The organism is Kocuria rosea (genome assembly GCF_006094695.1).
GTDB classification, from domain to species: domain Bacteria; phylum Actinomycetota; class Actinomycetes; order Actinomycetales; family Micrococcaceae; genus Kocuria; species Kocuria rosea.
On the sequence record NZ_CP035103.1, the window covers coordinates 956,319 to 978,417 of the forward strand.

The 22,099-nt window shown below is 73.6% G+C and carries 21 protein-coding genes and 1 tRNA gene; 14 read left to right on the forward strand and 8 right to left on the reverse strand.

Going from position 1 to position 22,099, the window contains the following annotated elements; translation table 11 throughout:
* The first annotated feature begins 29 nt into the window (after nucleotides 1-29).
* The 13 genes from EQG70_RS04400 to EQG70_RS04465 all read left to right on the forward strand — a co-directional run bounded on the left by EQG70_RS04400 (nucleotide 30) and on the right by EQG70_RS04465 (nucleotide 13,643).
* Nucleotides 30-1,076 (forward strand): NAD(P)-dependent alcohol dehydrogenase, encoded by a 1,047-nt coding sequence (locus EQG70_RS04400; protein ID WP_017832646.1) that lies wholly within the window; start codon nucleotides 30-32, stop codon nucleotides 1,074-1,076.
* A 58-nt stretch (nucleotides 1,077-1,134) separates the two neighbouring features.
* Nucleotides 1,135-3,345, forward strand: coding sequence for a 4-alpha-glucanotransferase (malQ, locus tag EQG70_RS04405; RefSeq protein WP_017832645.1), 2,211 nt, complete (start codon nucleotides 1,135-1,137; stop codon nucleotides 3,343-3,345).
* 58 nt (nucleotides 3,346-3,403) lie between these two features.
* Nucleotides 3,404-4,273, forward strand: a complete 870-nt coding sequence (locus EQG70_RS04410; RefSeq protein ID WP_109268228.1) for an SGNH/GDSL hydrolase family protein — start codon at nucleotides 3,404-3,406, stop codon at nucleotides 4,271-4,273.
* Between the two features lie 325 nt (nucleotides 4,274-4,598).
* Nucleotides 4,599-4,835, forward strand: coding sequence for a 50S ribosomal protein L28 (gene rpmB, locus EQG70_RS04415; protein ID WP_017832643.1), 237 nt, complete (start codon nucleotides 4,599-4,601; stop codon nucleotides 4,833-4,835).
* Nucleotide 4,836: 1 nt separating this feature from the next.
* On the forward strand, nucleotides 4,837-5,004 hold the full coding sequence (gene rpmG / locus EQG70_RS04420) for a 50S ribosomal protein L33 (RefSeq protein WP_017832642.1): 168 nt from the start codon (nucleotides 4,837-4,839) through the stop codon (nucleotides 5,002-5,004).
* A 4-nt stretch (nucleotides 5,005-5,008) separates the two neighbouring features.
* Nucleotides 5,009-5,314 carry a 30S ribosomal protein S14 gene (gene rpsN / locus EQG70_RS04425; RefSeq protein ID WP_017832641.1) on the forward strand — a complete coding sequence of 102 codons (306 nt, stop codon included), beginning with the start codon at nucleotides 5,009-5,011 and terminating at the stop codon, nucleotides 5,312-5,314.
* 73 nt (nucleotides 5,315-5,387) lie between these two features.
* Nucleotides 5,388-5,672 (forward strand): HU family DNA-binding protein, encoded by a 285-nt coding sequence (locus EQG70_RS04430; protein ID WP_031282576.1) that lies wholly within the window; start codon nucleotides 5,388-5,390, stop codon nucleotides 5,670-5,672.
* A 213-nt stretch (nucleotides 5,673-5,885) separates the two neighbouring features.
* On the forward strand, nucleotides 5,886-6,560 hold the full coding sequence (locus EQG70_RS04440; protein WP_208746252.1) for a hypothetical protein: 675 nt from the start codon (nucleotides 5,886-5,888) through the stop codon (nucleotides 6,558-6,560).
* Between the two features lie 127 nt (nucleotides 6,561-6,687).
* Nucleotides 6,688-7,248, forward strand: a complete 561-nt coding sequence (locus EQG70_RS04445; protein ID WP_109268227.1) for a copper resistance CopC family protein — start codon at nucleotides 6,688-6,690, stop codon at nucleotides 7,246-7,248.
* Between the two features lie 147 nt (nucleotides 7,249-7,395).
* Entirely contained in the window at nucleotides 7,396-8,148 is a 753-nt protein-coding gene (locus EQG70_RS04450; protein WP_109268226.1) for a copper chaperone PCu(A)C, read from the forward strand.
* Complete coding sequence (locus tag EQG70_RS04455) at nucleotides 8,141-9,409, forward strand: Dyp-type peroxidase (protein WP_109268225.1); 1,269 nt, start codon at nucleotides 8,141-8,143, stop codon at nucleotides 9,407-9,409. The genes EQG70_RS04450 and EQG70_RS04455 overlap by 8 nt, the downstream gene beginning before the upstream one ends.
* Nucleotides 9,410-9,516: 107 nt before the next feature.
* The gene (locus tag EQG70_RS04460; protein ID WP_017832635.1) at nucleotides 9,517-11,673 is read left to right on the forward strand and encodes a bifunctional copper resistance protein CopD/cytochrome c oxidase assembly protein; all 2,157 of its coding nucleotides are present in this window, start codon (nucleotides 9,517-9,519) and stop codon (nucleotides 11,671-11,673) included.
* A 77-nt stretch (nucleotides 11,674-11,750) separates the two neighbouring features.
* Nucleotides 11,751-13,643 (forward strand): NHL domain-containing thioredoxin family protein, encoded by a 1,893-nt coding sequence (locus EQG70_RS04465; protein WP_095650362.1) that lies wholly within the window; start codon nucleotides 11,751-11,753, stop codon nucleotides 13,641-13,643.
* A gap of 6 nt (nucleotides 13,644-13,649) precedes the next feature.
* On the opposite strand, the gene EQG70_RS04470 is transcribed toward EQG70_RS04465, so the two are convergent.
* Nucleotides 13,650-14,633 carry a zinc ribbon domain-containing protein gene (locus EQG70_RS04470; protein WP_095650363.1) on the reverse strand — a complete coding sequence of 328 codons (984 nt, stop codon included), beginning with the start codon at nucleotides 14,631-14,633 and terminating at the stop codon, nucleotides 13,650-13,652.
* Nucleotides 14,634-14,780: 147 nt separating this feature from the next.
* On the opposite strand from EQG70_RS04470, the gene EQG70_RS04475 reads away from it, so the two are divergent.
* Complete coding sequence (locus EQG70_RS04475; RefSeq protein WP_109268224.1) at nucleotides 14,781-15,431, forward strand: hypothetical protein; 651 nt, start codon at nucleotides 14,781-14,783, stop codon at nucleotides 15,429-15,431.
* Nucleotides 15,432-15,561: 130 nt separating this feature from the next.
* Here EQG70_RS04475 and EQG70_RS04480 read toward each other — a convergent pair whose 3' ends face one another.
* The 7 genes from EQG70_RS04480 to EQG70_RS04510 form a co-directional block, all read right to left on the reverse strand.
* Nucleotides 15,562-16,821 (reverse strand): ABC transporter ATP-binding protein, encoded by a 1,260-nt coding sequence (locus tag EQG70_RS04480; protein ID WP_017832631.1) that lies wholly within the window; start codon nucleotides 16,819-16,821, stop codon nucleotides 15,562-15,564.
* A gap of 51 nt (nucleotides 16,822-16,872) precedes the next feature.
* Nucleotides 16,873-17,706, reverse strand: a complete 834-nt coding sequence (locus EQG70_RS04485) for a carbohydrate ABC transporter permease (protein WP_017832630.1) — start codon at nucleotides 17,704-17,706, stop codon at nucleotides 16,873-16,875.
* A 3-nt stretch (nucleotides 17,707-17,709) separates the two neighbouring features.
* Nucleotides 17,710-18,702: a carbohydrate ABC transporter permease gene (locus EQG70_RS04490; protein WP_017832629.1), complete on the reverse strand. Its 993-nt coding sequence runs from the start codon at nucleotides 18,700-18,702 to the stop codon at nucleotides 17,710-17,712.
* A complete protein-coding gene (locus EQG70_RS04495; protein WP_017832628.1) occupies nucleotides 18,699-20,021 on the reverse strand; it encodes an extracellular solute-binding protein in 1,323 nt (440 codons plus the stop codon). The genes EQG70_RS04490 and EQG70_RS04495 overlap by 4 nt, the downstream gene beginning before the upstream one ends.
* 283 nt (nucleotides 20,022-20,304) lie before the next feature.
* Nucleotides 20,305-21,231 (reverse strand): AEC family transporter, encoded by a 927-nt coding sequence (locus tag EQG70_RS04500; protein WP_109268223.1) that lies wholly within the window; start codon nucleotides 21,229-21,231, stop codon nucleotides 20,305-20,307.
* Nucleotides 21,232-21,323: 92 nt separating this feature from the next.
* A complete protein-coding gene (gene panD, locus EQG70_RS04505; RefSeq protein WP_017832626.1) occupies nucleotides 21,324-21,770 on the reverse strand; it encodes an aspartate 1-decarboxylase in 447 nt (148 codons plus the stop codon).
* Nucleotides 21,771-21,934: 164 nt separating this feature from the next.
* A tRNA-Gly gene (locus EQG70_RS04510) sits at nucleotides 21,935-22,005 on the reverse strand.
* Nucleotides 22,006-22,099 lie beyond the last annotated feature (94 nt).

Sequence of the window (22,099 nt, forward strand, 5' to 3'; positions counted from 1 at the left end):
CGTCATCCGCACCACGACAGGAGCACCCCATGACCACCGTCCCCGCCCTCGAGGCCGTCTCCGCCGACTCGGGCTTCCGCCGCACCACGATCGAGCGTCGCCCGGTCGGCCCGGGCGACGTCGAGATCGACATCCACTTTGCCGGCATCTGCCACTCCGACATCCACGTCGCGCGCGACGAGTGGGGCGGCACGCACTACCCCGTCACCCCGGGGCACGAGATCGTCGGCCGCGTCCGCGCGGTCGGGGAGTCCGTGACCGGCTTCGCCCCCGGCGACACGGTGGGCGTCGGCTGCTTCGTCGACTCCTGTGGCCGCTGCGAGTACTGCACCGGCGGCCAGGAGCAGTTCTGCACGGAGGGCGTGACTGCCACCTACAACACGCCCCAGGCCGATGGGACCCCCACCCGGGGCGGCTACAGCGGCGGGATCGTGGTCGACGAGCGGTTCGTCCTGCGCGTCCCCGAGGCGCTCGACCCCGCCCGGGCCGCCCCGCTGCTGTGCGCCGGGATCACCACGTACGCCCCGTTCAGGCGCTGGGGCGCCGGACCGGGCCGGCGGGTGGCCGTCCTGGGCATGGGCGGGCTCGGCCACGTCGCCGTGAAGATCGCCGCCGCCATGGGCGCCGAGGTCACCGTCCTGAGCCAGAGCCTGTCCAAGCAGGAGGACGGCCTGGCCTTCGGCGCGACCGACTACTGGGCCACGAAGGACCCCGAGACCTTCGAGCGCAACAAGGGCCGCTTCGACCTGATCCTCAACACCGTCTCCGCGGACCTGCCCGTCGAGCAGTACCTGTCCCTGCTGCGGGTCGACGGCGTGCTGTGCTCCGTGGGGCTGCCCACCGAGCCGTACAGCGTCCGCCCGGGCGCCCTGATCGGCCCCCAGCGCGTGCTCACCGGGTCGATGGTCGGCGGGATCCCGCAGACGCAGGAGATGCTGGACTTCTGCGCCGAGCACGGCGTGGAGGCCGAGATCGAGCTGATCGGCGCCGACGACGTCGACGCCGCCTACGACCGGGTGGTCGCCTCGGACGTGCGGTACCGCTTCGTCGTCGACGTCGCCCGCACCCTGGCGTAGCCGCCCGGATCATCAGCAGCCTGCGGCTCCGGCCGCGCCGGTGGTTAGAGTGGGGTCCATGGCCCACACCACCACCACCGACGGCGCGCTGCGCCGGCTCGCCGAGGCCTACCGGGTCTCCACGACCTACTCCGGGTTCGACGGACAGGAGCGGGAGGTCCCGGAGCCGACGCTGCGCGCCGTGCTCGACGCGCTGGGCGCGGACGCCGGGGACGACGCCGCGATCGAGGCGTGCCTCGCCCAGCGGGAGCTGGCGCCCTGGCGGCGGGTCCTGCCGCCCGTGGTCGTCGCCGTCGCGGGGGAGCGCACCCGCTTCGCCGTGCACGTCCCGCACGGCTCCACCGTCCGCGTGACCCTCGTGGCGGAGGGCGGCGCCCGGACCACCGCCCCCCAGGTCGACAACTGGCGCTCCCCGCGGGACGTGGACGGCGTCCTCACCGGCCAGGCCACCTTCGAGGTGCCCGAGGGCCTCGCCGTGGGCTGGTACGAGGTCCGCGCCGAGTGCCCCGAGGTCGACGGCGGACGCGCGGTCACGACGCCGCTGGCCGTGACCCCGCGGCACCTCGCCAGCACCGACCGGCTGCACGGCCGGCACCGCTGGGGCTACATGGCGCAGATCTACTCGGTGACCTCCGGGCGCTCGTGGGGCGTGGGCGACGCCTCGGACCTCGCGAGCCTCGCCGCGATCTCGGGCGAGCAGGGGGCGGACTACCTGCTGGTCAACCCGCTGCACGCCGCCGAGCCCGCACCGCCGGTGGAGCCCTCGCCGTACCTGCCGACCAGCCGCCGCTTCTTCAACCCCCTCTACCTGCGCATCGCCGAGGTCCCCGAGTACGCCTACCTGCGCCCGGGCGACCTCGAGGTGGTCAACACGCTGGCCGCCATCCAGCGCAAGGACAACCTCGACACCAGCACCATCGACCGGGACAGGGCGTACGCGGCCAAGCTGAAGAGCCTCGAGCTGCTGTTCACCGTCCGCCGCTCCCCGCACCGCCAGCAGCAGCTGCGCCGGTTCGTGGCCGAGGGCGGGCAGGGCCTGCAGGACTTCGGCCTGTGGTGCGCGCTGCGGGAGGAGCTCGGCGAGGACGCCCCCGAGTGGGACGACGCCGCGGCGCGCCCCGACGCCCCGTACGCGGTGGAGGCGCGGACCCGGCTGTCCGACCGGATCGACTTCCACGTGTGGATGCAGTGGCTGCTGGACGAGCAGCTCGAGGCCGCCCAGCGCGCGGCGCACCTGGCCGGGATGGACATCGGCGTGATCCACGACCTCGCCGTGGGCGTGCACAAGCAGGGCGCCGACGCGTGGACGCTCCAGGACGTGCTGGCCCTGGGCGTCAGCGTGGGCGCGCCCGCGGACATGTACAACCAGAAGGGCCAGAACTGGTCCCAGCCCCCGTGGCACCCGGAGCGCCTGGCCGAGGCCGGCTACCTGCCCTGGCGGGACATGCTGCGCACGATCTTCCGGCACGCCGGCGGCATCCGGGTGGACCACGTCCTCGGCCTGTTCCGGCTGTGGTGGATCCCGGACGGCCAGGAGGCCTCGGAGGGCGCCTACGTCTACTACGACCACGAGGCGATGGTCGGCATCCTCGCGCTCGAGGCGGAGCTCGCCGGGGCGGTGGTGGTCGGGGAGGACCTGGGCACCCTCGAGCCGTGGGTGCGGGAGTACCTCGCGGAGCGCGGCGTGCTGGGCACCTCGATCCTGTGGTTCGAGGTGGACGGCGACGAGCCGCTCCCCCCGGCGCAGTACCGGGAGCTGAGCATGGCCTCGGTCAGCACCCACGACTTCCCGCCCACGGCGGGATTCCTGGAGGGCGTGCAGGTGGACGTGCGCCAGGAGCTGGGCCTGCTGGCCCGGCCCGTGGAGGAGGAGCGGGCCGAGGCCCGCCGGCAGCTCGACACGTTCTTCGCGGCCGTCGCCGCGGACGGGCTGCTCCCCGACGGGGACGCCACGGACGAGCAGGGCCTGGTCGAGGCGCTGCACCGCTACCTCGCCCAGTCCCCGGCGCTGCTGTTCAACGTCTCCCTCGTGGACGCCGTCGGCGAGCGCCGGATGCAGAACCAGCCGGGCACGGGGGACGAGTACCCGAACTGGCGCGTGCCCCTGGCCGACTCCGCGGGCAACCCGGTGCTGATCGAGCAGCTGCCGGACAACGCGCGGGCGAACTCCCTGGTGCGCGCCGTCAACGAGGCGCTCGGCAACCGCTCCCGCCTCCGGTCCGTGGGGGAGCCGGGGCAGCCCGAGCACACCGACCGCACGGCGCCCTGACCACGCCCCCGCGGCCCCACCCGCAGCACCCCCCTGCCCCGAACGGAGGAAGCACCGCATGACGGAGCCGACGACGCCCCGCCCGGCCACCGTGCCGCTCGCACCGCCCATCCGCTACGTGGCCCTCGGCGACTCCATGACCGAGGGCGTGGGCGACCCCGACCCCGCCCGCCCCAACGGGGTGCGCGGCTGGGCCGACCTCGTGGCCGAGCAGCTGACCGCGGCCCACCCGGACACCCGCTACGCGAACCTCGCGGTCCGGGGGCGGCTGCTCCGCGGGATCGTCGAGGAGCAGCTCGAGGCGTGCCTGGCCCTGGAGCCGACCCTGGTGAGCCTCTACGCCGGGGGCAACGACCTGCTGCGCCCCCGCGCGGACGTGGACGCCCTCATGGGGGTCTACGAGCAGGCGGTCGCCCGGCTGCGGGGCTCCGGCGCCCAGGTGGTGCTGTTCACGGCCTTCGACCCCGGCCGGGACGCCCCCACGTCCTGGACCCGCCCCCGGCAGGCGCTCTACAACGAGCACGTCCGGGAGATCGCCGACCGGCACGGGTGCCTGGTCCTCGACTACTGGCGGATGCGCACCCTGCAGGACTGGCGCTACTGGGCGGTGGACCGGCTGCACATGTCGACCGCGGGGCACACCCGCGTGGCCGCCCGGGTGCTCGAGCTGCTGGGCGTGGAGCACGCCCTGGAGCTGCCGCCCACCGACCGGCTGCCGGTCACGGCGAGCCCGGGGGTGCTGAAGGAGGACCTCCTCTGGGCCCGCGAGTACCTGCTGCCCTGGGTCGGGCGGCGGCTGCGCGGGACCTCCTCCGGGGACGCGGTCGCCGCCCGCCACCCCGGGTACACGACGCTGCTCCCGCGCCCGGTGCTCCCCGCCGGTCCCGCGGCCCCCGCGGAGCCGTCGGCCCCCGCCCGGTGCGGCTGAGCAGGGAGTCCCCCGGTTTGCGGGGGTCCGGGGAGCCGGTAGACTGACCCGAAGCTGGTCACACCTGACGTCAGGTTGCGGGGAAGTCCGTCCGGGCCTAGACTTCAAGGCTGTCGTGTGGTGGAGTCCACCTTCCGGCACCTTGATCTTCACCGTCTTCATCGTGGCGAGGCCTTCGCCGGTTCCGGCCGCAGGCCTTACGAGAGGGCCCGGTTGGCGAACGGTGGCAATTCTGAAGGTGGCGGGACGCCCGTTGCCGCAGCTGAGTGATCAACTGCGGCACCCACTGCGTGCCGTCATTTCGTCAACATTGGAGGAGAACACTATGGCAGCGCACTGCCAGGTGACCGGAGCTCAGCCGGGCTTTGGGCACAGCATTTCGCACTCGCACCGCCGTACCAAGCGCCGGTTCGACCCGAACATCCAGAAGAAGCGGTACTGGGTGCCGTCGCTGCGCCGCAGCGTGACGCTCAACGTCAGCGCCAAGGGCATCAAGGTCATCGACGCCCGTGGCATCGATTCCGTCGTGACCGACATTCTCGCACGTGGGGAGAAGATCTAGCATGGCCAAGGACAAGGACGTTCGTCCCATCATCAAGCTGAAGTCCACCGCCGGCACCGGTTTCACCTACGTGACCCGCAAGAACCGCCGCAACGACCCGGACCGCATGGTGCTCAAGAAGTACGACCCGGTCGTCCGCAAGCACGTCGATTTCCGCGAGGAGCGCTGAATCCATGGCCAAGAAGTCCAAGATCGCCAAGAACGAGCAGCGCAAGGTCGTCGTCGAGCGCTACGCCGCGAAGCGTGCCGAGCTCAAGAAGACCCTCGTCGACGAGAACGCCACCGACGAGGCCCGCGAGGAGGCCCGCCTGGGCCTGCAGAAGCTGCCCCGGGACGCCTCCCCGGTCCGGCTGCGCAACCGGGACCAGATCGACGGCCGCCCCCGCGGCACCCTCCAGAAGTTCGGCATCTCCCGCGTCCGGTTCCGCGACATGGCTCACCGCGGCGAACTGCCCGGCATCACCAAGTCCAGCTGGTAATTTCTGACGCAGGAGCGCGATCGGTCCCCCGTGCCGCGCTTCCCCACGACCCCAAGTCCAGGAGGACATGAACATGGCTAAGAACCGCAGTGAACTCGTCGCAGAGGTCGCCGAGAAGGCCGGCACCACCAACGCCGCCGTGAACGGCGTCCTGGACGCGATGTTCCAGGTCTTCGAGGAGTCCGTCTCCGCCGGTGAGAAGATCACCATCCCGGGCTGGCTGGCCGTCGAGCGCACCGACCGTGCCGCCCGCACCGGTCGCAACCCGCAGACCGGCGAGACCATCGAGATCCCGGCCGGCCACGGCGTCAAGCTGACCGCTGGTTCCAAGCTCAAGGCGGCCGTGTCCAAGAAGTAAGGACACCCGCGGGTCCGTTCCGGACCCCGTCCCATGGCTTCGTCCGAAGGGGCGGCCCCGCACCGGGGCCGCCCCTTCGGCGTGCCCGGGCCCCGCGCCGCGGACACGACCGGCAGCGCGGCCCCCGGCACCGCAATTGGTCCGGTGCCGGGGGCGGCGCGCATAATGGGACCACCGGGCCGAGCGGCCGGCGATCCAGACGGGAGGTGCGGCGTGAGCCCACGTGCACGGCGCCTCGCCCGCGGCTGGGCCGGAGCGGCCATCGCCACCTCCGCCGCCGCGATCTCCCACGCGGCCGCCGGCGGGCAGGCCCCGCCCGTCGTGCTCGTGCTCCTCTCGCTGGCCCTGTCCGGGCCGCTGTGCATGGCCCTGGCCGGCCGGGTGCTCTCGCGGTCGTCCCTGCTGCTGGGCGTGCTGCTCAGCCAGTCCGTGCTGCACGCCCTGTTCGCGGCCTCCGGCGGCGCCGGCACGATGGCCCACGCCGCGCACCCCTCCCTGCACCACGCCGCCCAGCACGGCGCCACGGGGGGTGCGCCCGGCCCCGCCCTGGTGCTGGAGGTCCAGTCCCACGCCGAGCACGGCGGGACCGCCATGCTCGTCGCCCACGCGCTCGCCGCACTGGCCTCCTACGTGCTCATGCGCCACGGCGAGGTCGCGGCCGTGGTCCTCCTGGAGGCGCTGCGGCTGCGCGTGCGCCGCCGGCGGCAGGTCCTGCCGGCCCCCGTGGTCGTCGGCCGCCCGCGTGCCGTGCGGGCCGGGCGCCCGCACGTGCTGACCGACCAGACGCTCCTGCGTCCCGTGCGCTCCCACCGCGGGCCGCCGCGCGCCCGCCGTCGACCCCTGCTGCCGGTCCTCCTCCCGGGACCCGCCACGCTGCCCGCCGGCTGAGCCGGACGGCCGCGGGGCGCCGCCCGGGCCACCGACCTCGGCAGGACGTCCGACGGCCCGTGCCCGCCGCCGGCCCTCCCGGCCCGGCGGCCCCGCCCACCGCCGCCCGGCCCTCCGAGGAGACCCCATGCCCACGTCCACCACCCGCCGCACCGCCGCCCTGCTGGCAGCGGGAGCCCTCACCCTCCTGCCCCTGCTGCCCGCAGCCGCGCACGACGAGCTGACCGCCGTCACGCCGGAGCCCGACTCCGTCCTGACCACCGCGCCGGAGGAGCTCGAGCTCACCTTCTCCGGCGAGATCATGGACATCGGCCACCAGATCCTGGTCACCGACTCCGAGGGACGCTCCGTGACGGAGGGCCCGCTCGAGCCGGAGGGGAACACGGTCGTCCAGCCCCTGGCCGCGGCCGGCGCGGAGGACGAGACCTACCGCGTGGTCTGGCGCGTGGTCTCCGGCGACGGGCACCCCATCGAGGGGACGTTCAGCTACGACGTCGGCTCCGGCGGCGAGCCCTCGGCGGACCCGAGCGCCGCGGTCGAGGACGCCGCCGCGAGCGCCCAGGACGCCGCGGACCGCGCCTCGTCCGGGGACGTCCCGCTCTGGCTCGTCGCGGTCGCGGGCGGGGCCGTGGCCCTCGCCGTGCTCGGCGTGGTGAGCCTCGTCTCGAGCCGGCGCCGCAAGGGCTGAGCTCCCGGGGTCCGCCCCGCTTCCGCACCGTCCGCACCTCCCGGCCGCAGCCCGCCGGGCGCCGCCGCGCCCCCGGGGGCTGCCGCCGTGCACCCTTCTGCGCGTGCCCGCCCCGCGCATCCTCGTCATCGACTCCCAGGAGCACCCATGCCCACTTCCCTGCCCACTTCCCTGCCCACTTCCCTGCCCGCTTCCCTGCCCACCTCCCTGCCCGCCGCGCTGCTGCGCACCGGCACCGTCCTCGCCCTCGGCGCCCTCGCGCTCACGGGCTGCGCGTCCTCCGCCCAGGAGCCGGCACCGTCCGCCGCGTCCACCTCCGCCTCCGGCGTTCTCTCCCCGCACGACGCCGGGGGCGCCGCCGCGCACGAACCGCTCACCGTGGAGCAGCCCTGGGCGAAGGCGGGCCCCGCCGGGGGGATGACCGGGGTGTTCGGCACCCTCGTCAACGAGGGCGACGCCCCGGTCGTGCTCACCGGCGCGTCCGCCGAGGGCGTCGCCGGGGCGGTCGAGCTGCACGAGACCGTGCTCGACCCCGAGACCGGCAGCACGGTCATGCAGCGGATGCAGGACCCGGTCGGCATCGCGCCGGGGGAGTCCTACGCCCTCGAGCCCGGGGCGGACCACCTCATGCTCCTGGACCTGCGCTGCGGGCTCCGTGCCGGGGACGACCTCGAGCTCGTCCTGCGCTTCGAGGGCGGGACCCAGCAGACGGTCACGGCGGCCGTCCGCGACTACGCGGGCGCCCAGGAGGAGTACGCCCCGGGCCACGGCGAGGACGAGGACGCAGGCGAGGACGACCACGCGGACGACGGCGAGGGGCACGCCGGGGGCCACGCGAGCGGGACGGGGTCGCCCTCCGGGGCCACGCCGGCGGCGGACCTGCCGGGCTGCCGTGGGTGAGGCCCGCGGCCTGGACCGGCGGCGCCTGCTCGTGGCGGGCGGCGCCGCCGGCGTCGGCGCCGCCTCCGCCCTGGGCCTGGAGTCGGCCCGCCGCGCCGGGGCCCCCGCCGCGGCCCCGCAGGACACCGCCCGGGCGGCACCGCAGGGGCACGGGCAGGCCGTCGAGCCCTTCCACGGCCCCCGGCAGGCCGGGGTGGCGACCGCGCCGCAGGCGTTCGCCGCCTTCGTGGCGCTGGACCTGAACCGGGACACCACCCGGGACGCGGTGCGGCGCCTGCTGCGGGTGCTCTCCGAGGACGCCGCCGCCCTGACCCAGGGGCGGGCGCCGGTCGCCGACCAGGAGCCGTGGCTCGCCGAGCACCCCGCGCGGCTCACGGTCACCCTCGGCTTCGGGCGGCGGCTGCTCGGACTGGTCGCCCCGGACCGGGTGCCGGCCTGGCTGCGGCCCCTGCCCCCGTTCTCGATCGACCGGCTCGAGGAGCGGTGGAGCGACGGCGACCTGCTGCTGCAGATCTGCGCCGACGACCGCCTCGCGGTCTCGCACGCCCAGCGGGTGCTGCTCAAGGCCGCCCGCTCCTTCGCCGCCGTGCGCTGGGTGCAGGACGGCTTCCGGCACACCGTGGGCTCCGTCCCGGACGGGCAGAGCATGCGCAACCTCTTCGGCCAGGTGGACGGCACCGTCAACCCCCGGGGCGGCAGCGAGGAGTACGAGCGGGTGGTCCACGGCCGGGACGGCTTCGCGCCGTGGGTCCCGGACGGCACGGCCCTGGTCGTCCGCCGGATCGCCATGAACCTGGACACCTGGGACGAGGCGGACACGCCGGCGCGGGAGGACGCCGTCGGGCGGCGCCTGCGCGACGGCGCCCCGCTGACGGGCGGTGCCGAGCACGACGAGCCGGACCTCGCCGCGCGGGGGCCGCTGGGCTTTCCCGTCATTGCGGACTACGCCCACGTGCGCCGCTCCCGCTCGGAGGACCCCCTCGAGCGGATCCACCGGCGGGTCTACAACTACGACCTGCCCGTGGCGGGTGCCTGGGGCACCCGGGGCCGGGGCGCGACCACCGGAGGGGTCAGCGACGCGGGGATGGTCTTCGCGGCGCACTGCGCGGACGTCGACCGCCAGTTCGTCCCGATCCAGCGCCGGCTCGACGAGCTCGACATGCTCAACGCCTGGACCACCCCGGTCGGGTCCGCGGTCTTCGCCGTGCCCCCGGGCTGCGCGGAGGGAGGGTTCGTGGGGGACGTGCTCTTCGAGGACTGAGGACCGCCCGTGTGGGATCCGGCACACGCGCACGGGCCGGTGCGCTCGGGGAGGGACAATGGAGACGGGCCGCCCCGTCGTCGTGGGGCGGATGAAGGAGACTGACCATGAGTTCGAGGACGGCCGAGCGCGCCGACCACGGCACCGCCGCCCGGCCGGGCGACCGGGGGATCGACCCCTGGTGGCTCGCGGCCGTGCCCCTCGTGGCCCTCGCGGCGCTCATCGCGGCGATGCTGTGGACCGGCTCCGGCGCGGCCCGGCTCGCCGCCGACCCCGGGGCGCTGGTCCGCTGGGGGCTGCCCGCCGCGGAGCTCGTGCACAACGGCGCGCTGGTGGTGGTCATGGGGGCCCTGCTGTTCGCGGTGGGCGTCGTGCCGACCACCGTCGACGGGCGCCGCCGGGGCACCCGGGACCGCGCCGCGGCCCCCGAGCACCCGCTGTTCCGCCGCACCCTGCGCCTCGCCGAGGCCGCGGCCGTGGTCTGGACCGTGGCCGCCGTGGCCGTGCTCGTCCTGTCCTACTCCGACGTCGCGGGCGTGCCCGTGGGCGGGGACGGGACCTACACCCAGCAGCTGCTGCACTACACCACGGACATCCCCACCGGACAGGCCCAGGCGGCGATCGTCGTGGTGGCCGCCGTCGTGACCACCCTGGTCTTCGGCATCCGGGCGCTGCTCGGGCTGCTGCTCACCCTGGCCCTGTCCTGCGCGGCCCTCGTCGCCATGGCCCTCAACGGGCACTCCGCCGGCGGCAACGACCACATGGGCGCCGTCAACTCCCTGGGCCTGCACCTGCTGGGCGCGGGGCTGTGGACGGGAGGGCTCGTGGTGCTCGCCTGGCTCTCCCCGCAGCTGAGCGCCCCGGACGCCGGCACCGGCACGCTCCCCGAGGGCGCCGCCCGGGGCCGTCCGTCCGCCGGCCCGCGGCGGCGGGTGCCGATCGCGGCCGTGGTCCTGCGCCGCTTCTCCGCGGTCGCCCTCGGCGCCTTCCTCCTCGTCCTGCTCTCCGGGACGGTCAACGCGGCCGTGCGCATCGGCTCCTGGGAGCAGCTCCTCAGCGGCTACGGGTGGCTCGTGCTGGTCAAGTTCGTCCTCACGCTGGGCCTGGGCCTGGCGGGCCTCGCGCACCGCCGGTGGCTGGTGCCCGCGCTCGAGGCCGGCCGGCTCACGGCCCGCCGCGCCGTGTGGCAGCTCGTGCTCGGGGAGCTGCTGGTGATGGGCGCCGTCATGGGCGTCGCCGTGGCCCTGTCCCGGACCGCCCCGCCGGTGCCCGAGGAGATCGCCCCGGACGCCTCCCCGGCGCTGATCCTCACCTGGTACGAGCTGCCGCCCGAGCCCACCGCGGCCTCGTGGTTCACCACGTGGCGCGTCGACTGGCTGTGGCTCGCGGTCTGCGTGTTCCTCGCGGCCGTCTACCTGTGGGCGTTCGTGCGCGTGCGCCGGCGCCGGGACTCCTGGTCCGTGCTGCGCACCCTCTCGTGGCTCACCGGGGTCGGGGTGCTGTTCTTCATCACCTCGGGCGGGTTCGCCGTCTACGGCCGGGTCCTGTTCTCGGCGCACATGGTCGAGCACATGGCACTGACCATGGTCGTGCCGATCTTCCTGGTCCTGGGCGCGCCGGTCACCCTGCTGCTCAAGGCCCTGGAGTCCCGCCCGGACGGCACCCGCGGGCCCCGCGAGTGGATCCTGCGGCTCGTGCACTCGGGGTTCGGCAGGGTCGTGACGCACCCGATCTTCGCGGCCGTGAACTTCGCCGGCTCCATCGTGGTCTTCTACTTCACCCCGCTGTTCCACTTCACCCTGCACTACCACGTGGGCCACGTGTTCATGGTCGTGCACTTCCTGATCACCGGGTACCTGTTCATGCTGGTGCTGATCGGCACGGACCCCGTCCCGTACCGCCCCGGCCACATGATGCGCCTGGTCCTGCTGCTGGCCACGATGGTCTACCACGCCTTCGTGGGGGTCGCCCTCATGGGCTCCGACACCCTGCTGCAGGCCTCCTGGTTCGGCAACACCGGCCGGGACTGGGGCCGCACCGCGATCGAGGACCAGCAGCTCGGCGGGGCCCTCATGTGGGGGATCGGCGAGTTCCCCACCGTCGTCGTCGCCGTCGTCGTCGCGATCATGTGGGCGATCGAGGGCACCAAGGAGAACCGCCGTGCGGACCGCAAGGCCGACCGCACGGACGACGCCGAGCTCAAGGCCTACAACGAGATGATGGCCGGGCTCGCCGAGCGCGACGACCGCGCCGCCCGGCCCTGAGCACCGTCCCGCCCGTCCCGCCGCCCGTCCCGCCCTGGTCCACCCCGTCCTGCTCCGCCCCGAAAGGATCCCCCTCCATGCGCCTCACCTCCCGCGTCCGCGCCTCCGAGCTGCAGGGCCGTGCCTGGCTCAACACCGGCGGCAGGGACCTCGACCTCGCCGCGCTGCGCGGCAAGGTCGTGGTCCTGGACTTCTGGTCCTTCTGCTGCATCAACTGCCTGCACGTGCTCGACGAGCTGCGCCCCCTCGAGGAGCGCTTCTCCGACGTCCTCGTCACGGTGGGCGTGCACTCCCCGAAGTTCGAGCACGAGGCCGACCCGGACGCGCTCGCGGCCGCCGTGGACCGCTACGAGGTCCACCACCCCGTGCTCGACGACCCCGAGCTGACCACCTGGGACGCCTACACGGCCCGCGCGTGGCCCACGCTCGTGGTGGTGGACCCGGAGGGCTACATCGTGGCGCACCTCTCGGGGGAGGGCCACGTGCAGGGCCTCGTCACCCTCGTGGAGGAGCTCGTGGCCGAGCACGAGGCCCGGGGCACCCTGCACCGCGGCGACGGGCCGTACGTGCCCCGGCCGGCGCCCGAGGGGGACCTCCGCTTCCCGGGCAAGGTGCTGCCGCTGCCGGACGGCTCGTTCCTGGTCTCCGACACGGGCCACCACCGCCTGGTCCAGCTCGACAACGACCTCGAGACCGTCCGGCGGGTGATCGGCGCGGGCAAGGGTCACGCGGACGGCGACCCGGGGACCGCGCGCTTCACCGAGCCCCAGGGGCTCACGCTGCTGCCCGAGGAGGTGCGCGCGGCCGCCGGCTACGACGTGGTCGTGGCGGACTCCGTCAACCACCGGCTCCGGGGCGTGGACCTCGCCACGGGGCAGGTGCGCACGGTGGCCGGCAGCGGGGTGCAGCGGCTGCTCGACGAGGAGCGCGCGCGGGGGGCGGAGCCGAACCACATCGACCCCGAGGCCGACCCGCTGGAGGTCGCGCTGTCCTCCCCGTGGGACGTCGTGTGGTCCGCGCGGGCCGACCGGCTCGTGGTGGCCATGGCGGGCACCCACCAGCTGTTCTCGTTCGACCCCCGGACCGGCCGGCTCGCCGTGCTCGCGGGCACGGGGGACGAGGGGCTCAAGGACGGGTCCGGCGCCGAGGCGTGGTTCGCGCAGTCCTCGGGGCTCGCGGAGGACCACGAGGGCAACGTGTGGATCGCCGACTCGGAGACCTCCGCCCTGCGCGTGCTCCGGTTCGACGACGACGGGGCCGTCGCGGTCGAGACCGCCGTGGGCGAGGGGCTGTTCGACTTCGGCTTCCGCGACGGCGACGCCGGCGGGGCCCGCCTGCAGCACTGCCTCGGCGTGGCCCAGCTGCCCGACGGCTCGGTGGCCGTGGCGGACACCTACAACGGCGCCGTGCGCCACTACGACCCCCGGACCCGGCAGGTGGCCACGCTGGCCCGCGGCCTGGCCGAGCCCTCCGACGTGCTGCTGGACGTCTCGGGGGAGGAGCCGCTGCTCGTCGTCGTCGAGGCCAACGCCCACCGCCTGGTGCGCGTGCCGATTCCCGCCGCCGCCCAGCGCGTCGACGAGGGGGCGTCGCGGACCCAGCGGGCCCGCACCAGGCTCGCCCCGGGCGCGCTCGCGGTCGAGGTGCGCTTCGCGGCGCCGACCGGGCAGAAGCTCGACGACCGGTGGGGGGACCCGACGCAGCTGAGGATCTCGTCCTCCCCCGAGGAGGCGCTGGCCGAGGGCGCCGGCACGGCCCAGGGCCTGCGCCGGCAGCTCGTGCTGGCGGACGGCGTCACCGAGGGCGTGCTGCACATCACCGCGCGCGCCGCGGCGTGCGACGGCGAGCCGGGAGGGGAGATCCCCGACCACGCGGCCTGCCACCTCTACCAGCAGGACTGGGGCATCCCCTTCGTGCTGGACGCCGACGGGGAGAGCGAGCTGGTCCTGGACCTGCGCGGCGTCAACTGAGCGGGCTCAGCCGCGCGGGTCGACCCGCACCGTCGAGCCGTCGATGTCGAGGTCGGCGGCGACCTCGAACGGCACGGTGCGCTCGAGCCGTTCGACGTCCCCGGTGAACAGGTCGAGGGAGTCGAAGGCGATCCGCGCGGTGCCCTGCGCGGGCTCCAGGGCCCAGCCCCGGCCGCCCTCGGCCCCCACGACGATCTCCGGGTCCGGATAGGACTCGATCGTCCACTCCACGTCCCCCGAGACCCGGCCGTCGAACTCGAAGGAGAACGGGCAGCCGGACGGGAAGAGGCTGCCCTGCCCGGCGCAGCCGTCCAGGTGCTCCTTCAGCTGCCGGTCCACCTCCTGCTCGAGGGCCTCGGTCGGCCGGGCCTCCAGGACGATCTCCGCCTGCTGGCCCGGGTCGGTCAGCACGGTGCGCACCGGGTCGGCCGCCACGAGCTCGGACGTGTAGGAGGCCGTGTAGACGCCCGGGAAGAAGGCGGAGAACTCCGCGGAGGACTCCGGCAGGGCCACGGACATGCCGTTCACGTCGACCGAGGTGGCCCCCGGCAGACTGACCGTCACCGTGGGCAGGGGGGTCTCGTCGAACGCCCACACCGTGAAGAAGCCCCACTGGGTGTCCACGGGGTGGAGGGCGAACTCGGAGCTGTGCGGCTGGCCGTCGAGGGTGTAGTCCGCGCGGACCACGGCCCGCTCGCCGTCCTCCGAGACGGTGGAGACCTCCAGGTCCTCGAGGTCCTCGGCCGCGGCCTCGAGCGGGTCGCCGTCCAGCATCGCCGCGTTGGCCTCAGGGACGCGGGCGTTGAGCAGCCCCAGGGCCTCGCCGCCGTCCCCGTCCCGCAGGTCCTCGAGGTAGGCCCGCACGTCCGTCTCCGGACCGTACATGTACTTGTTCACCAGGGCGATGGTGACGGCGGCGGCCGCCACCCCGAGCAGCACGAGGAACAGCCAGGCCCCGAGGGCTTTCAGCACGCGGACGTTGGACTCCATCCGATCACGCTAGCCGATCGCCCCCCGGCCTGCGCGTGCACCGGGCCGGGCGGGGCCCGTCCGGGGCGCGGTCCGCCCCAGGACGGGTACGCTACGTGCCGCACCCCTTCCCCCGCCCGATCGTCCCCCGTCTGGAGCTGACTCCCCATGGCCGACTCCGTCCGCCAGGTCCCCGAGAAGTACGGACCCGTCCGCGCCGTGCTGCGTCCCCGGCTGGGCTCCTACGGCCGCCGCCTGCTCTCCTGCCTGGGCCCGCTGCTGGTGGTCGTGGTGCTCGTGCTGTTCCTCTGGGCGCGGCGGCCGGCCCCCGGCGTGGCGGTGGTGGTGCTCGTGCTCGTGCTCGCCGCCGCCGCCGCGTGCTGGCTCCGGCTGCGTCCCGTGCTGGTCGTCCGCACGGACAGCCACGTCCTGCGCTCCCGCACCGTGGGCTTCGCCGCGACGCCGCTCGCGGAGGTGGAGCACGTCGTCACGATCGGGGCCCTGCACCGGGCGGCCGGCGCCCAGCGCTCGGCCGCCCGTCCCCACCTGTGGGCGGCGGGCCGCTCGGGCCGCCGGGTCCTGGGCCTCGACGGCGCGGTGTGGGACGCCCGCGCCCTCGAGGACGTCGCCGTGGCGCTGGGGGCGCCCCGCACCCATCTCGAGCGCGCGACGGCACGGGAGGCCGCGGCCCGCTGGCCCCGGCTCGTGCCCTGGGGGCTCCGGCACCCGCGGCTGCGCTCGGCCGCGTCCTCCGCGGGTCTGCTCGCCGTCCTCGCCCTCGTGGGGTGGTTCTCGCTCGGCCTGCCGGGCACCGGCTGAGTTCCCGGGCTCGCCGGCACCTGCCGCGCCCCTGGGCTCCCGTGCACCTGGCGCGCCCCGGACGCGCGGGAGCCCGCCGCCCCGGCAGCGGGCGGCGGGCTCCTCGGGCACCGGGCGGAGCGCCCTGTGCTCAGCCGGCGGCGGCCAGCTCCTGGCGGGCCCGCTCGATCTCGGCCTTGCGCTCCTCGACGGCCTCGCGGGTCAGCTCGGCGCCGGCCTCCTCGTCCCGGGTCAGGTTCGCCCCGGTCTCGGGGTCGAAGACGTGCATCCGGCGGGTGTCGACCCAGATCCTGCCCTTCGTCCCCCCGCGGATGCGGGAGGTGGCGTCGAGGGAGACGACGATCTGCGGGTGCATCTCGTCCCCGTCCAGCTCCTGCGCCAGCTCGTCGAGCTTCGCCTTGACCGAGTCGTCCTGCCGGTAGTTGATGTAGCCGTACTGCTCGTTGCCCATCCACTCGGTGTGGGTGAACTCGGTGTCGAAGACGGTGCCGCGGGAGGCGATCGCCTCGTCCACGAACTTGGCGTCGTTGAAGTGCTCGGGGCGCAGGCCGAGCAGCACGATCGACCCGTCCGCGGGCAGCTTCCCGGCGGCCTTCTCGGGGACCGGGATCTCGCCCAGCGGGGTGTCGAACACGCTGCCCTTCACGTGCGCCGGGAGGAAGTTCATCGACGGGGAGCCGATGAACCCCGCCACGAACAGGTTCGCCGGCTGCTCGTAGAGCTCACGGGGCGAGGCGATCTGCTGCAGGATGCCCTTCTTGAGCACCGCCACGCGGTCGCCGAGGGTCATGGCCTCCGTCTGGTCGTGGGTCACGTAGACCGAGGTGATGCCCATCCGGCGCTGGAGCTGGGCGATCTCGGTGCGCATCTGGCCGCGCAGCTTCGCGTCCAGGTTGGACAGGGGCTCGTCGAACAGGAACGCGTCGGCGTCCCGCACGATCGCCCGGCCCATCGCCACGCGCTGGCGCTGACCGCCGGAGAGGTTGGCCGGCTTGCGCTCGAGGTGGTCGTCGAGGTCCAGGGTCGAGGACGCCGTGCGCACCTTGCGGTCGATCTCCTCGTCGGAGAACTTGCCCTTGGACAGCCGCAGCGGGAACGCGATGTTCTCGTACACGGTCAGGTGCGGGTAGAGCGCGTAGTTCTGGAACACCATGGACAGGTTGCGCTCGCGGGGCTCCTTCTCGTTGACCCGCTGGCCGTTGATCAGGAGGTCCCCGGAGGTGATGTCCTCGAGGCCCACGATCATCCGCAGCAGCGTGGACTTGCCGCAGCCGGAGGGCCCCACGAGGATGAGGAACTCGCCGTCGGCGATGTCGATCGACACGTCGTTGACGGCCGGGAAGCCGTCGCCGTACTTCTTGACGAGGTGGTTGAGGGTGATGGATGCCATCTGGGACTCAGTCCTTCGTTCGGTTCGGAAGATGCGGGAGGTGGCGCGGGCTCAGCCCTTGACCGCGCCCTGGGTGAGGCCGGAGACGATCTGGCGCTGGAACAGCAGCACCAGCAGCACCACCGGGATGGTGACGACGATGGCCGCCGCGGAGATCGCGCCCGCCGGGTCCTCGAACTGCGAGGCGCCGGTGAAGAACGCGAGCGCCGCCGGGACGGGCCGGGCCGCCTCGGTGGAGGTGAGGCCGATGCCGTAGACGAAGTCGTTCCACGCGATGAAGAACGCGATGATCGCCGTGGTGAAGACGCCGGGCAGGGCCAGCGGCACGATGACCTTGCGGAACGCCTGCCACGTGGTGGCGCCGTCCACCTGGGCCGCCCGCTCGAGGTCCCACGGGATCTGCTGGAAGAACGCGGTCAGCGTCCAGATGGAGATCGGCAGGGTGAGCGAGAGGTAGGGGATGATCAGGCCGGGCCAGGTGTCGTACAGCCCGATCTGGCGCCACAGGTTGAACAGCGGGGTCACGATCGAGACCACGGGGAACATGGACACCGCCAGGGCGACCGTCAGGATCATCTTCTTGCCCGGGAAGTCCAGCCGGGCGATGGCGTAGGCGCAGAGCGTGGCGAGCACCACGGCCACGGCCGTGGCGATCAGACAGATGCCGATCGAGTTGATCAGGGAGGGCACGAACAGTTCGCGCGCCTGCCCCACGAAGATCGAGGAGTAGTTCTCCCCGACCCACTGCGTGGGCAGGAACTTCCCGGAGGTCAGGTCCGCGGGCGTCTTGAAGGACGTCATGAGGATCGAGGCGACGGGGAACAGGGCGTAAATGAGGACCAGGACCGTGACGACGCCCCATCCGACCTTCTGCTTGGTGGTCATGGGTTACCTTCCCTTCCCGGCGCCGGCGAGGTCGACCTTGAACACCTTGATGGCGACGAAGGCGATCAGCAGCACGCAGACGAACAGGATCACGGAGATCGCCGAGCCGAGCCCGATCTCCAGTCGGCCGATGGAGGTGCGGTAGGCGAGCAGGGACAGGGTCTCCGTGCCGTACTGCCCCTGGGTCATGATGAAGATGTTGTCGAAGATGCGGAACGCGTCCAGGGCGCGGAACACCACGGCCACCATGATCGCGGCCTTCATGTTGGGCAGGACCACCCGGGACATCCGCTGCCACCACGTGGCGCCGTCGACCCGCGCCGCCTCGGTGTACTCGCTCGGCACCTGGGCCAGGCCGGCGAGCAGCAGGAGCGAGATGAACGGCGTGGTCTTCCAGATCTCGGAGGCCATGATCACGAACAGGGCCGGCCACTGGGACGCGAACCAGTTGAAGTCCGGGCCGATGCCCGGGACCCAGGAGAACCAGTTGTTGATGTAGCCGGTCGTGATGTCGAACGCGTAGAACCAGGCGAACGCGGAGACCACGGTGATGATGCCGTAGGGGACCAGGATCGCGGTGCGCAGCAGCCCCTTGGTGTTGCGGATCGCGTTGTTCATCACGAGCGCCAGGGCGAAGCCGAGGACGAGCTCCACGACCACGGTGACGATCGTGATGAGCACCGTGATCCACAGGTCCCGCCAGAACACCCCGTCGGTGAGGACCGTGGCGTAGTTGCCGAGGAAGACGAACTCCTTCTCCCCGGGGGCGGTGAGCCGGAACGAGAAGAAGGAGTCCCACAGCGCCTGCAGGATCGGGTACATCGTGACCAGCAGCATCACGATGAACGCCGGACCGGCGAGCATCCAGCCGAGCTTGCGCTCCGACCGGGCCCGGTCGGACATCAGCGGCTTCGCGCTGCGGCGGCCGGTCACGGGGGCCGGGGAGACCTCCCGGGGCCCGGTGCCGGGGGCGTTGGGGTTGACGACGGTGCTCATAGCAGCCGCTCTCCTCTCAGGACGGACTCGATGAACTCGGCGGTGAGCCGGGGCGTGTCCTCGGTGACGGACGCCGGCGGGGTCCACTCCTGCTGGATGGCGGTGGAGACCTCGTTGTAGAACGGCGTCTGCGGGCGCGGGGCCGCGTTGTCCAGGGACTCGCGGATCGTGGCGTACATCGGGTAGGCCTCCCGGACCTCCGGGTCCTCGTAGGCGGCCTCGGACGCCGCCGGGTTGCCGTTGCTCACGAAGTAGTAGGCCTGGTTCTCGGGCTGGACGATGCACTCGACCGCCTCCCACGCCAGCTCCTGGTGCTCGGACGTGGCGCCCACGCCGATGTTGATCCCGCCCAGCGGGGGAGCGGAGGGCTCGTCCGGGTCCACCCGCGGCCACAGGGCCCAGCCGATGTCCTCGTACACGGACCGGTCGACCGTCCCGCCCTCCACGGCGGCGGCGGTCGCCGCGTAGATGAAGGGCCAGTTGACCATGAAGGAGCCGTCGTCGGACTGGAACTGGATCATCGAGGCGTTCTCGTCGGCGGTCGGCAGGCCGGGGCCGCCGAGCCCGTCCTGGCCGATGGTCCCGACGATCTCGGCCGCCTTCCGGCCGGCGTCGGAGTCCAGGCCGATCGAGATCTCGTCGGAGGGGGCCTCCGGGTTCTCCACGATCGAGCCTCCCGCGGACGCCACGAGGGCGTTCACCCACACGGTCATCGACTCGGCCGACGTGCCCTGCACCCCGAGGTACTTGTCCTGCTCCCGCGCGGCGTCCATGATCTGGTCCCAGGTCACCGGCTCGTCCATGTTCAGACCGGCGGCCTCCGCCACGGACTCCCGGTACCACAGCAGCTGGGTGTTGGCCCAGAACGGCACCGAGACCAGCTCGTCCTTCCACTTCGCGCCCTCGAGGGGCCCCGCCAGGACGTCCTGGGTCGTGGCCTCCTCCACGTCCCCCGGCACGGGGGACAGGAAGCCCGGCTCGGCCAGTTCGGGGATGAAGGGCGGGTCCAGGCTCATGATGTCCATCGAGCTGTCCCCGGCGGCCAGGCGCCGGGCGAGCTGCTCGCGCTGCGACGCGGCGTCGCGCGGGAGCAGCGAGGTCTCGATGTTGTACCGGCCTCCGGACTCCTCGGAGCACTGCTGCGCGAGCTCCGCCTGACCGCCGGCGTCGGGGTTGATGTACCAGGTCAGGGTGGGGGTGGCGCCGGCGTCGGCGTCACCGCACCCCGTCATGAGCAGGGCACCCACGGCACCGAGGGCCGCGGCGGCGCTGAGCCGCCGCCTGCCCGGTGCTCTGTGGGGGTGTGAGGTGGTGGTCAACGGTCGTTCCTCCCCTTCGGCGATGTGGCGGTCCGCGAGGGGCGTCGAGGGGATCCTGTGGGACCCGGTCGGCGGGACGGTCGGCGGCGGGTGCTGCCGGTCGACCACCCCTGCACGGAGCCTTCAGTCTATGAGTGCGCTACCTCACATACCAGTAACCTGACGGTTTGCATCGGTGTGCCGCCGTGGGTCCGGGCGTGTCCCGGTGCGCCCGGCTGTTCCCGCCTTGAACGGCACCGGGTGCGGCCCCGCGCCGGGAGGTTCTGGGGCGCGGCGGGGCGGCTCAGGAGAGCAGCAGGGCCACGACCGCCATGGTCAGCATGGCGACCACCGTGGTGACGAGCACGGTGTCCCGGCACAGCTGCTCCGCCCGGCCGTAGCGCACGGCCGCCACGTAGATGTTCTGGGCGGTCGGCAGCGCCGCCATCACCACCACGGCGTAGAGGAGGTGGCCGTCCAGGCCCAGCACGAACCGGGCGAACAGGAACGCCAGCGCCGGGTGGAGCAGCAGCTTGAGCGTGCTGGCCAGCACCACGTCCCGGCGCGGCCCGGCACCCCGCCGCAGCGGGGAGGCGCCCACCAGGGAGATGCCGAAGGCCATCAGCATCGCCGGGATGGAGGCCCCCGCCACCAGCTCCACGGGCTCGTGCACCACCTCCGGCAGCCGCCACCCGGTGACGGCGAAGAGGATGCCCAGCCCGGAGCCCACGATCATCGGGTTGGTGACCACGTTGCCCAGGACGCTGCCGAGGCTGGGGCGGCGGCCGTCGGTGAGGGTGTCCATGACGGTCAGGTAGACGGGGGTGTTGAGCGCCAGCTGGAACAGGATGACGGGGACCACCTGGGACGCGTCCCCGAGCACGAAGACGGCGATCGGGATGCCGAGGTTGGCCGAGTTCACCTGGGAGGCGGCCTGGGCTCCCATCACGGTGGTGGCCGCGTCCCGGCGCAGCACCCACCGGGCGATCCCGGCGTAGACGAGGGTCGTGGCCACGGCGGACACGGCGGCCACCAGCAGCGGCGCGGAGAGGATCCGGGCGATGTCCGCCTCGGAGATGGTGAGGAACAGCAGCGGCGGACTGGCCACGTAGAAGGCGAACTTGCTCAGCACGAGCTGCCCCTGGGGGCCCAGCACGCCCCGCCGGCCCACGGCGTAGCCGGTCAGGATGACGGCCCAGACGATGAAGAACCCCGAGAACACTCCGGTCACGGGACCCTCCCTCGCGCTGCTGCGGGTCCGCGTCCGCGGGCCCCTACAGTTCTATCCCATCACCGGCCCGTCCGCGGTCGGGCCGGGGCGGGTCACGCGGCGGGCAGGTCGGCGCGGGCGGCGCTCAGCGTCCGGGAGTGGGGCGGGCGGGCGACGCCGTCGAGCAGGGCCTCGGCGGGGTCCGACCCGAGGTCGACGATCCGGTTGTCCGCGTCCACGTGGACCACGGACGGCACGTGGGCGCGCGCCTCGGCGTCGTCCATCTGTGCGTAGCTGATGAGGATGACGAGGTCCCCGGGGTGCACGAGGTGGGCGGCGGCCCCGTTGATCCCGACGACGCCGGAGCCGCGCTCGCCGGCGATCGTGTAGGTCTCCAGCCGCGCGCCGTTGGTGACGTCCACGATGGAGACGAGCTCGCCGGGGAGGATGTCGGCGGCGTCGAGGAGGTCCTGGTCGACGGTGACCGAGCCGACGTAGTGGAGGTCGGCCTGGGTCACGACGGCACGGTGGATCTTGGCCTTGAACATGGTGCGCAGCATGACGGGAGATGTGCTCCTCGTGAGCGGGGTGCGGGTGACGGGCGCGGGGCCCGGGCGGTCGCCCCGGTGCGGATGCGGGGAACGGGGCGCGGGGACATCCTACCGCGCGGTCCCGGGAGACGACGAACGCCCCGGCCGGGTGGGCTCGGGGCGTTCGGTGCGAGAGCGGCTGACGGGAATCGAACCCGCGTATCAGGCTTGGGAAGCGTGCGCTCTACCATTGAGCTACAGCCGCGCATCCGTGGTCCGTCCGGCGCGAGCACCGGACGAGGACAGCACACACTCTACACCACCCGCCGGGACGGGGGTGGGCACGGGGCGGCGGCGCA

Bases quoted from the DNA above. Each gene is read 5' to 3' on its own strand.
- EQG70_RS04430 (WP_031282576.1), top strand. From the start codon at position 5,388: ATGGCTAAGAACCGCAGTGAACTCGTCGCAGAGGTCGCCGAGAAGGCC.
- rpmG (WP_017832642.1), top strand. From the start codon at position 4,837: ATGGCCAAGGACAAGGACGTTCGTCCCATCATCAAGCTGAAGTCCACC.
- EQG70_RS04470 (WP_095650363.1), bottom strand. From the start codon at position 14,633: ATGGAGTCCAACGTCCGCGTGCTGAAAGCCCTCGGGGCCTGGCTGTTC.
- EQG70_RS04485 (WP_017832630.1), bottom strand. From the start codon at position 17,706: ATGACCACCAAGCAGAAGGTCGGATGGGGCGTCGTCACGGTCCTGGTC.
- EQG70_RS04400 (WP_017832646.1), top strand. From the start codon at position 30: ATGACCACCGTCCCCGCCCTCGAGGCCGTCTCCGCCGACTCGGGCTTC.
- EQG70_RS04450 (WP_109268226.1), top strand. From the start codon at position 7,396: ATGCCCACTTCCCTGCCCACTTCCCTGCCCACTTCCCTGCCCGCTTCC.
- EQG70_RS04480 (WP_017832631.1), bottom strand. From the start codon at position 16,821: ATGGCATCCATCACCCTCAACCACCTCGTCAAGAAGTACGGCGACGGC.
- EQG70_RS04410 (WP_109268228.1), top strand. From the start codon at position 3,404: ATGACGGAGCCGACGACGCCCCGCCCGGCCACCGTGCCGCTCGCACCG.
- rpsN (WP_017832641.1), top strand. From the start codon at position 5,009: ATGGCCAAGAAGTCCAAGATCGCCAAGAACGAGCAGCGCAAGGTCGTC.
- EQG70_RS04475 (WP_109268224.1), top strand. From the start codon at position 14,781: ATGGCCGACTCCGTCCGCCAGGTCCCCGAGAAGTACGGACCCGTCCGC.
- EQG70_RS04465 (WP_095650362.1), top strand. From the start codon at position 11,751: ATGCGCCTCACCTCCCGCGTCCGCGCCTCCGAGCTGCAGGGCCGTGCC.
- rpmB (WP_017832643.1), top strand. From the start codon at position 4,599: ATGGCAGCGCACTGCCAGGTGACCGGAGCTCAGCCGGGCTTTGGGCAC.
- EQG70_RS04490 (WP_017832629.1), bottom strand. From the start codon at position 18,702: ATGAGCACCGTCGTCAACCCCAACGCCCCCGGCACCGGGCCCCGGGAG.
- panD (WP_017832626.1), bottom strand. From the start codon at position 21,770: ATGCTGCGCACCATGTTCAAGGCCAAGATCCACCGTGCCGTCGTGACC.
- EQG70_RS04445 (WP_109268227.1), top strand. From the start codon at position 6,688: ATGCCCACGTCCACCACCCGCCGCACCGCCGCCCTGCTGGCAGCGGGA.
- malQ (WP_017832645.1), top strand. From the start codon at position 1,135: ATGGCCCACACCACCACCACCGACGGCGCGCTGCGCCGGCTCGCCGAG.
- EQG70_RS04460 (WP_017832635.1), top strand. From the start codon at position 9,517: ATGAGTTCGAGGACGGCCGAGCGCGCCGACCACGGCACCGCCGCCCGG.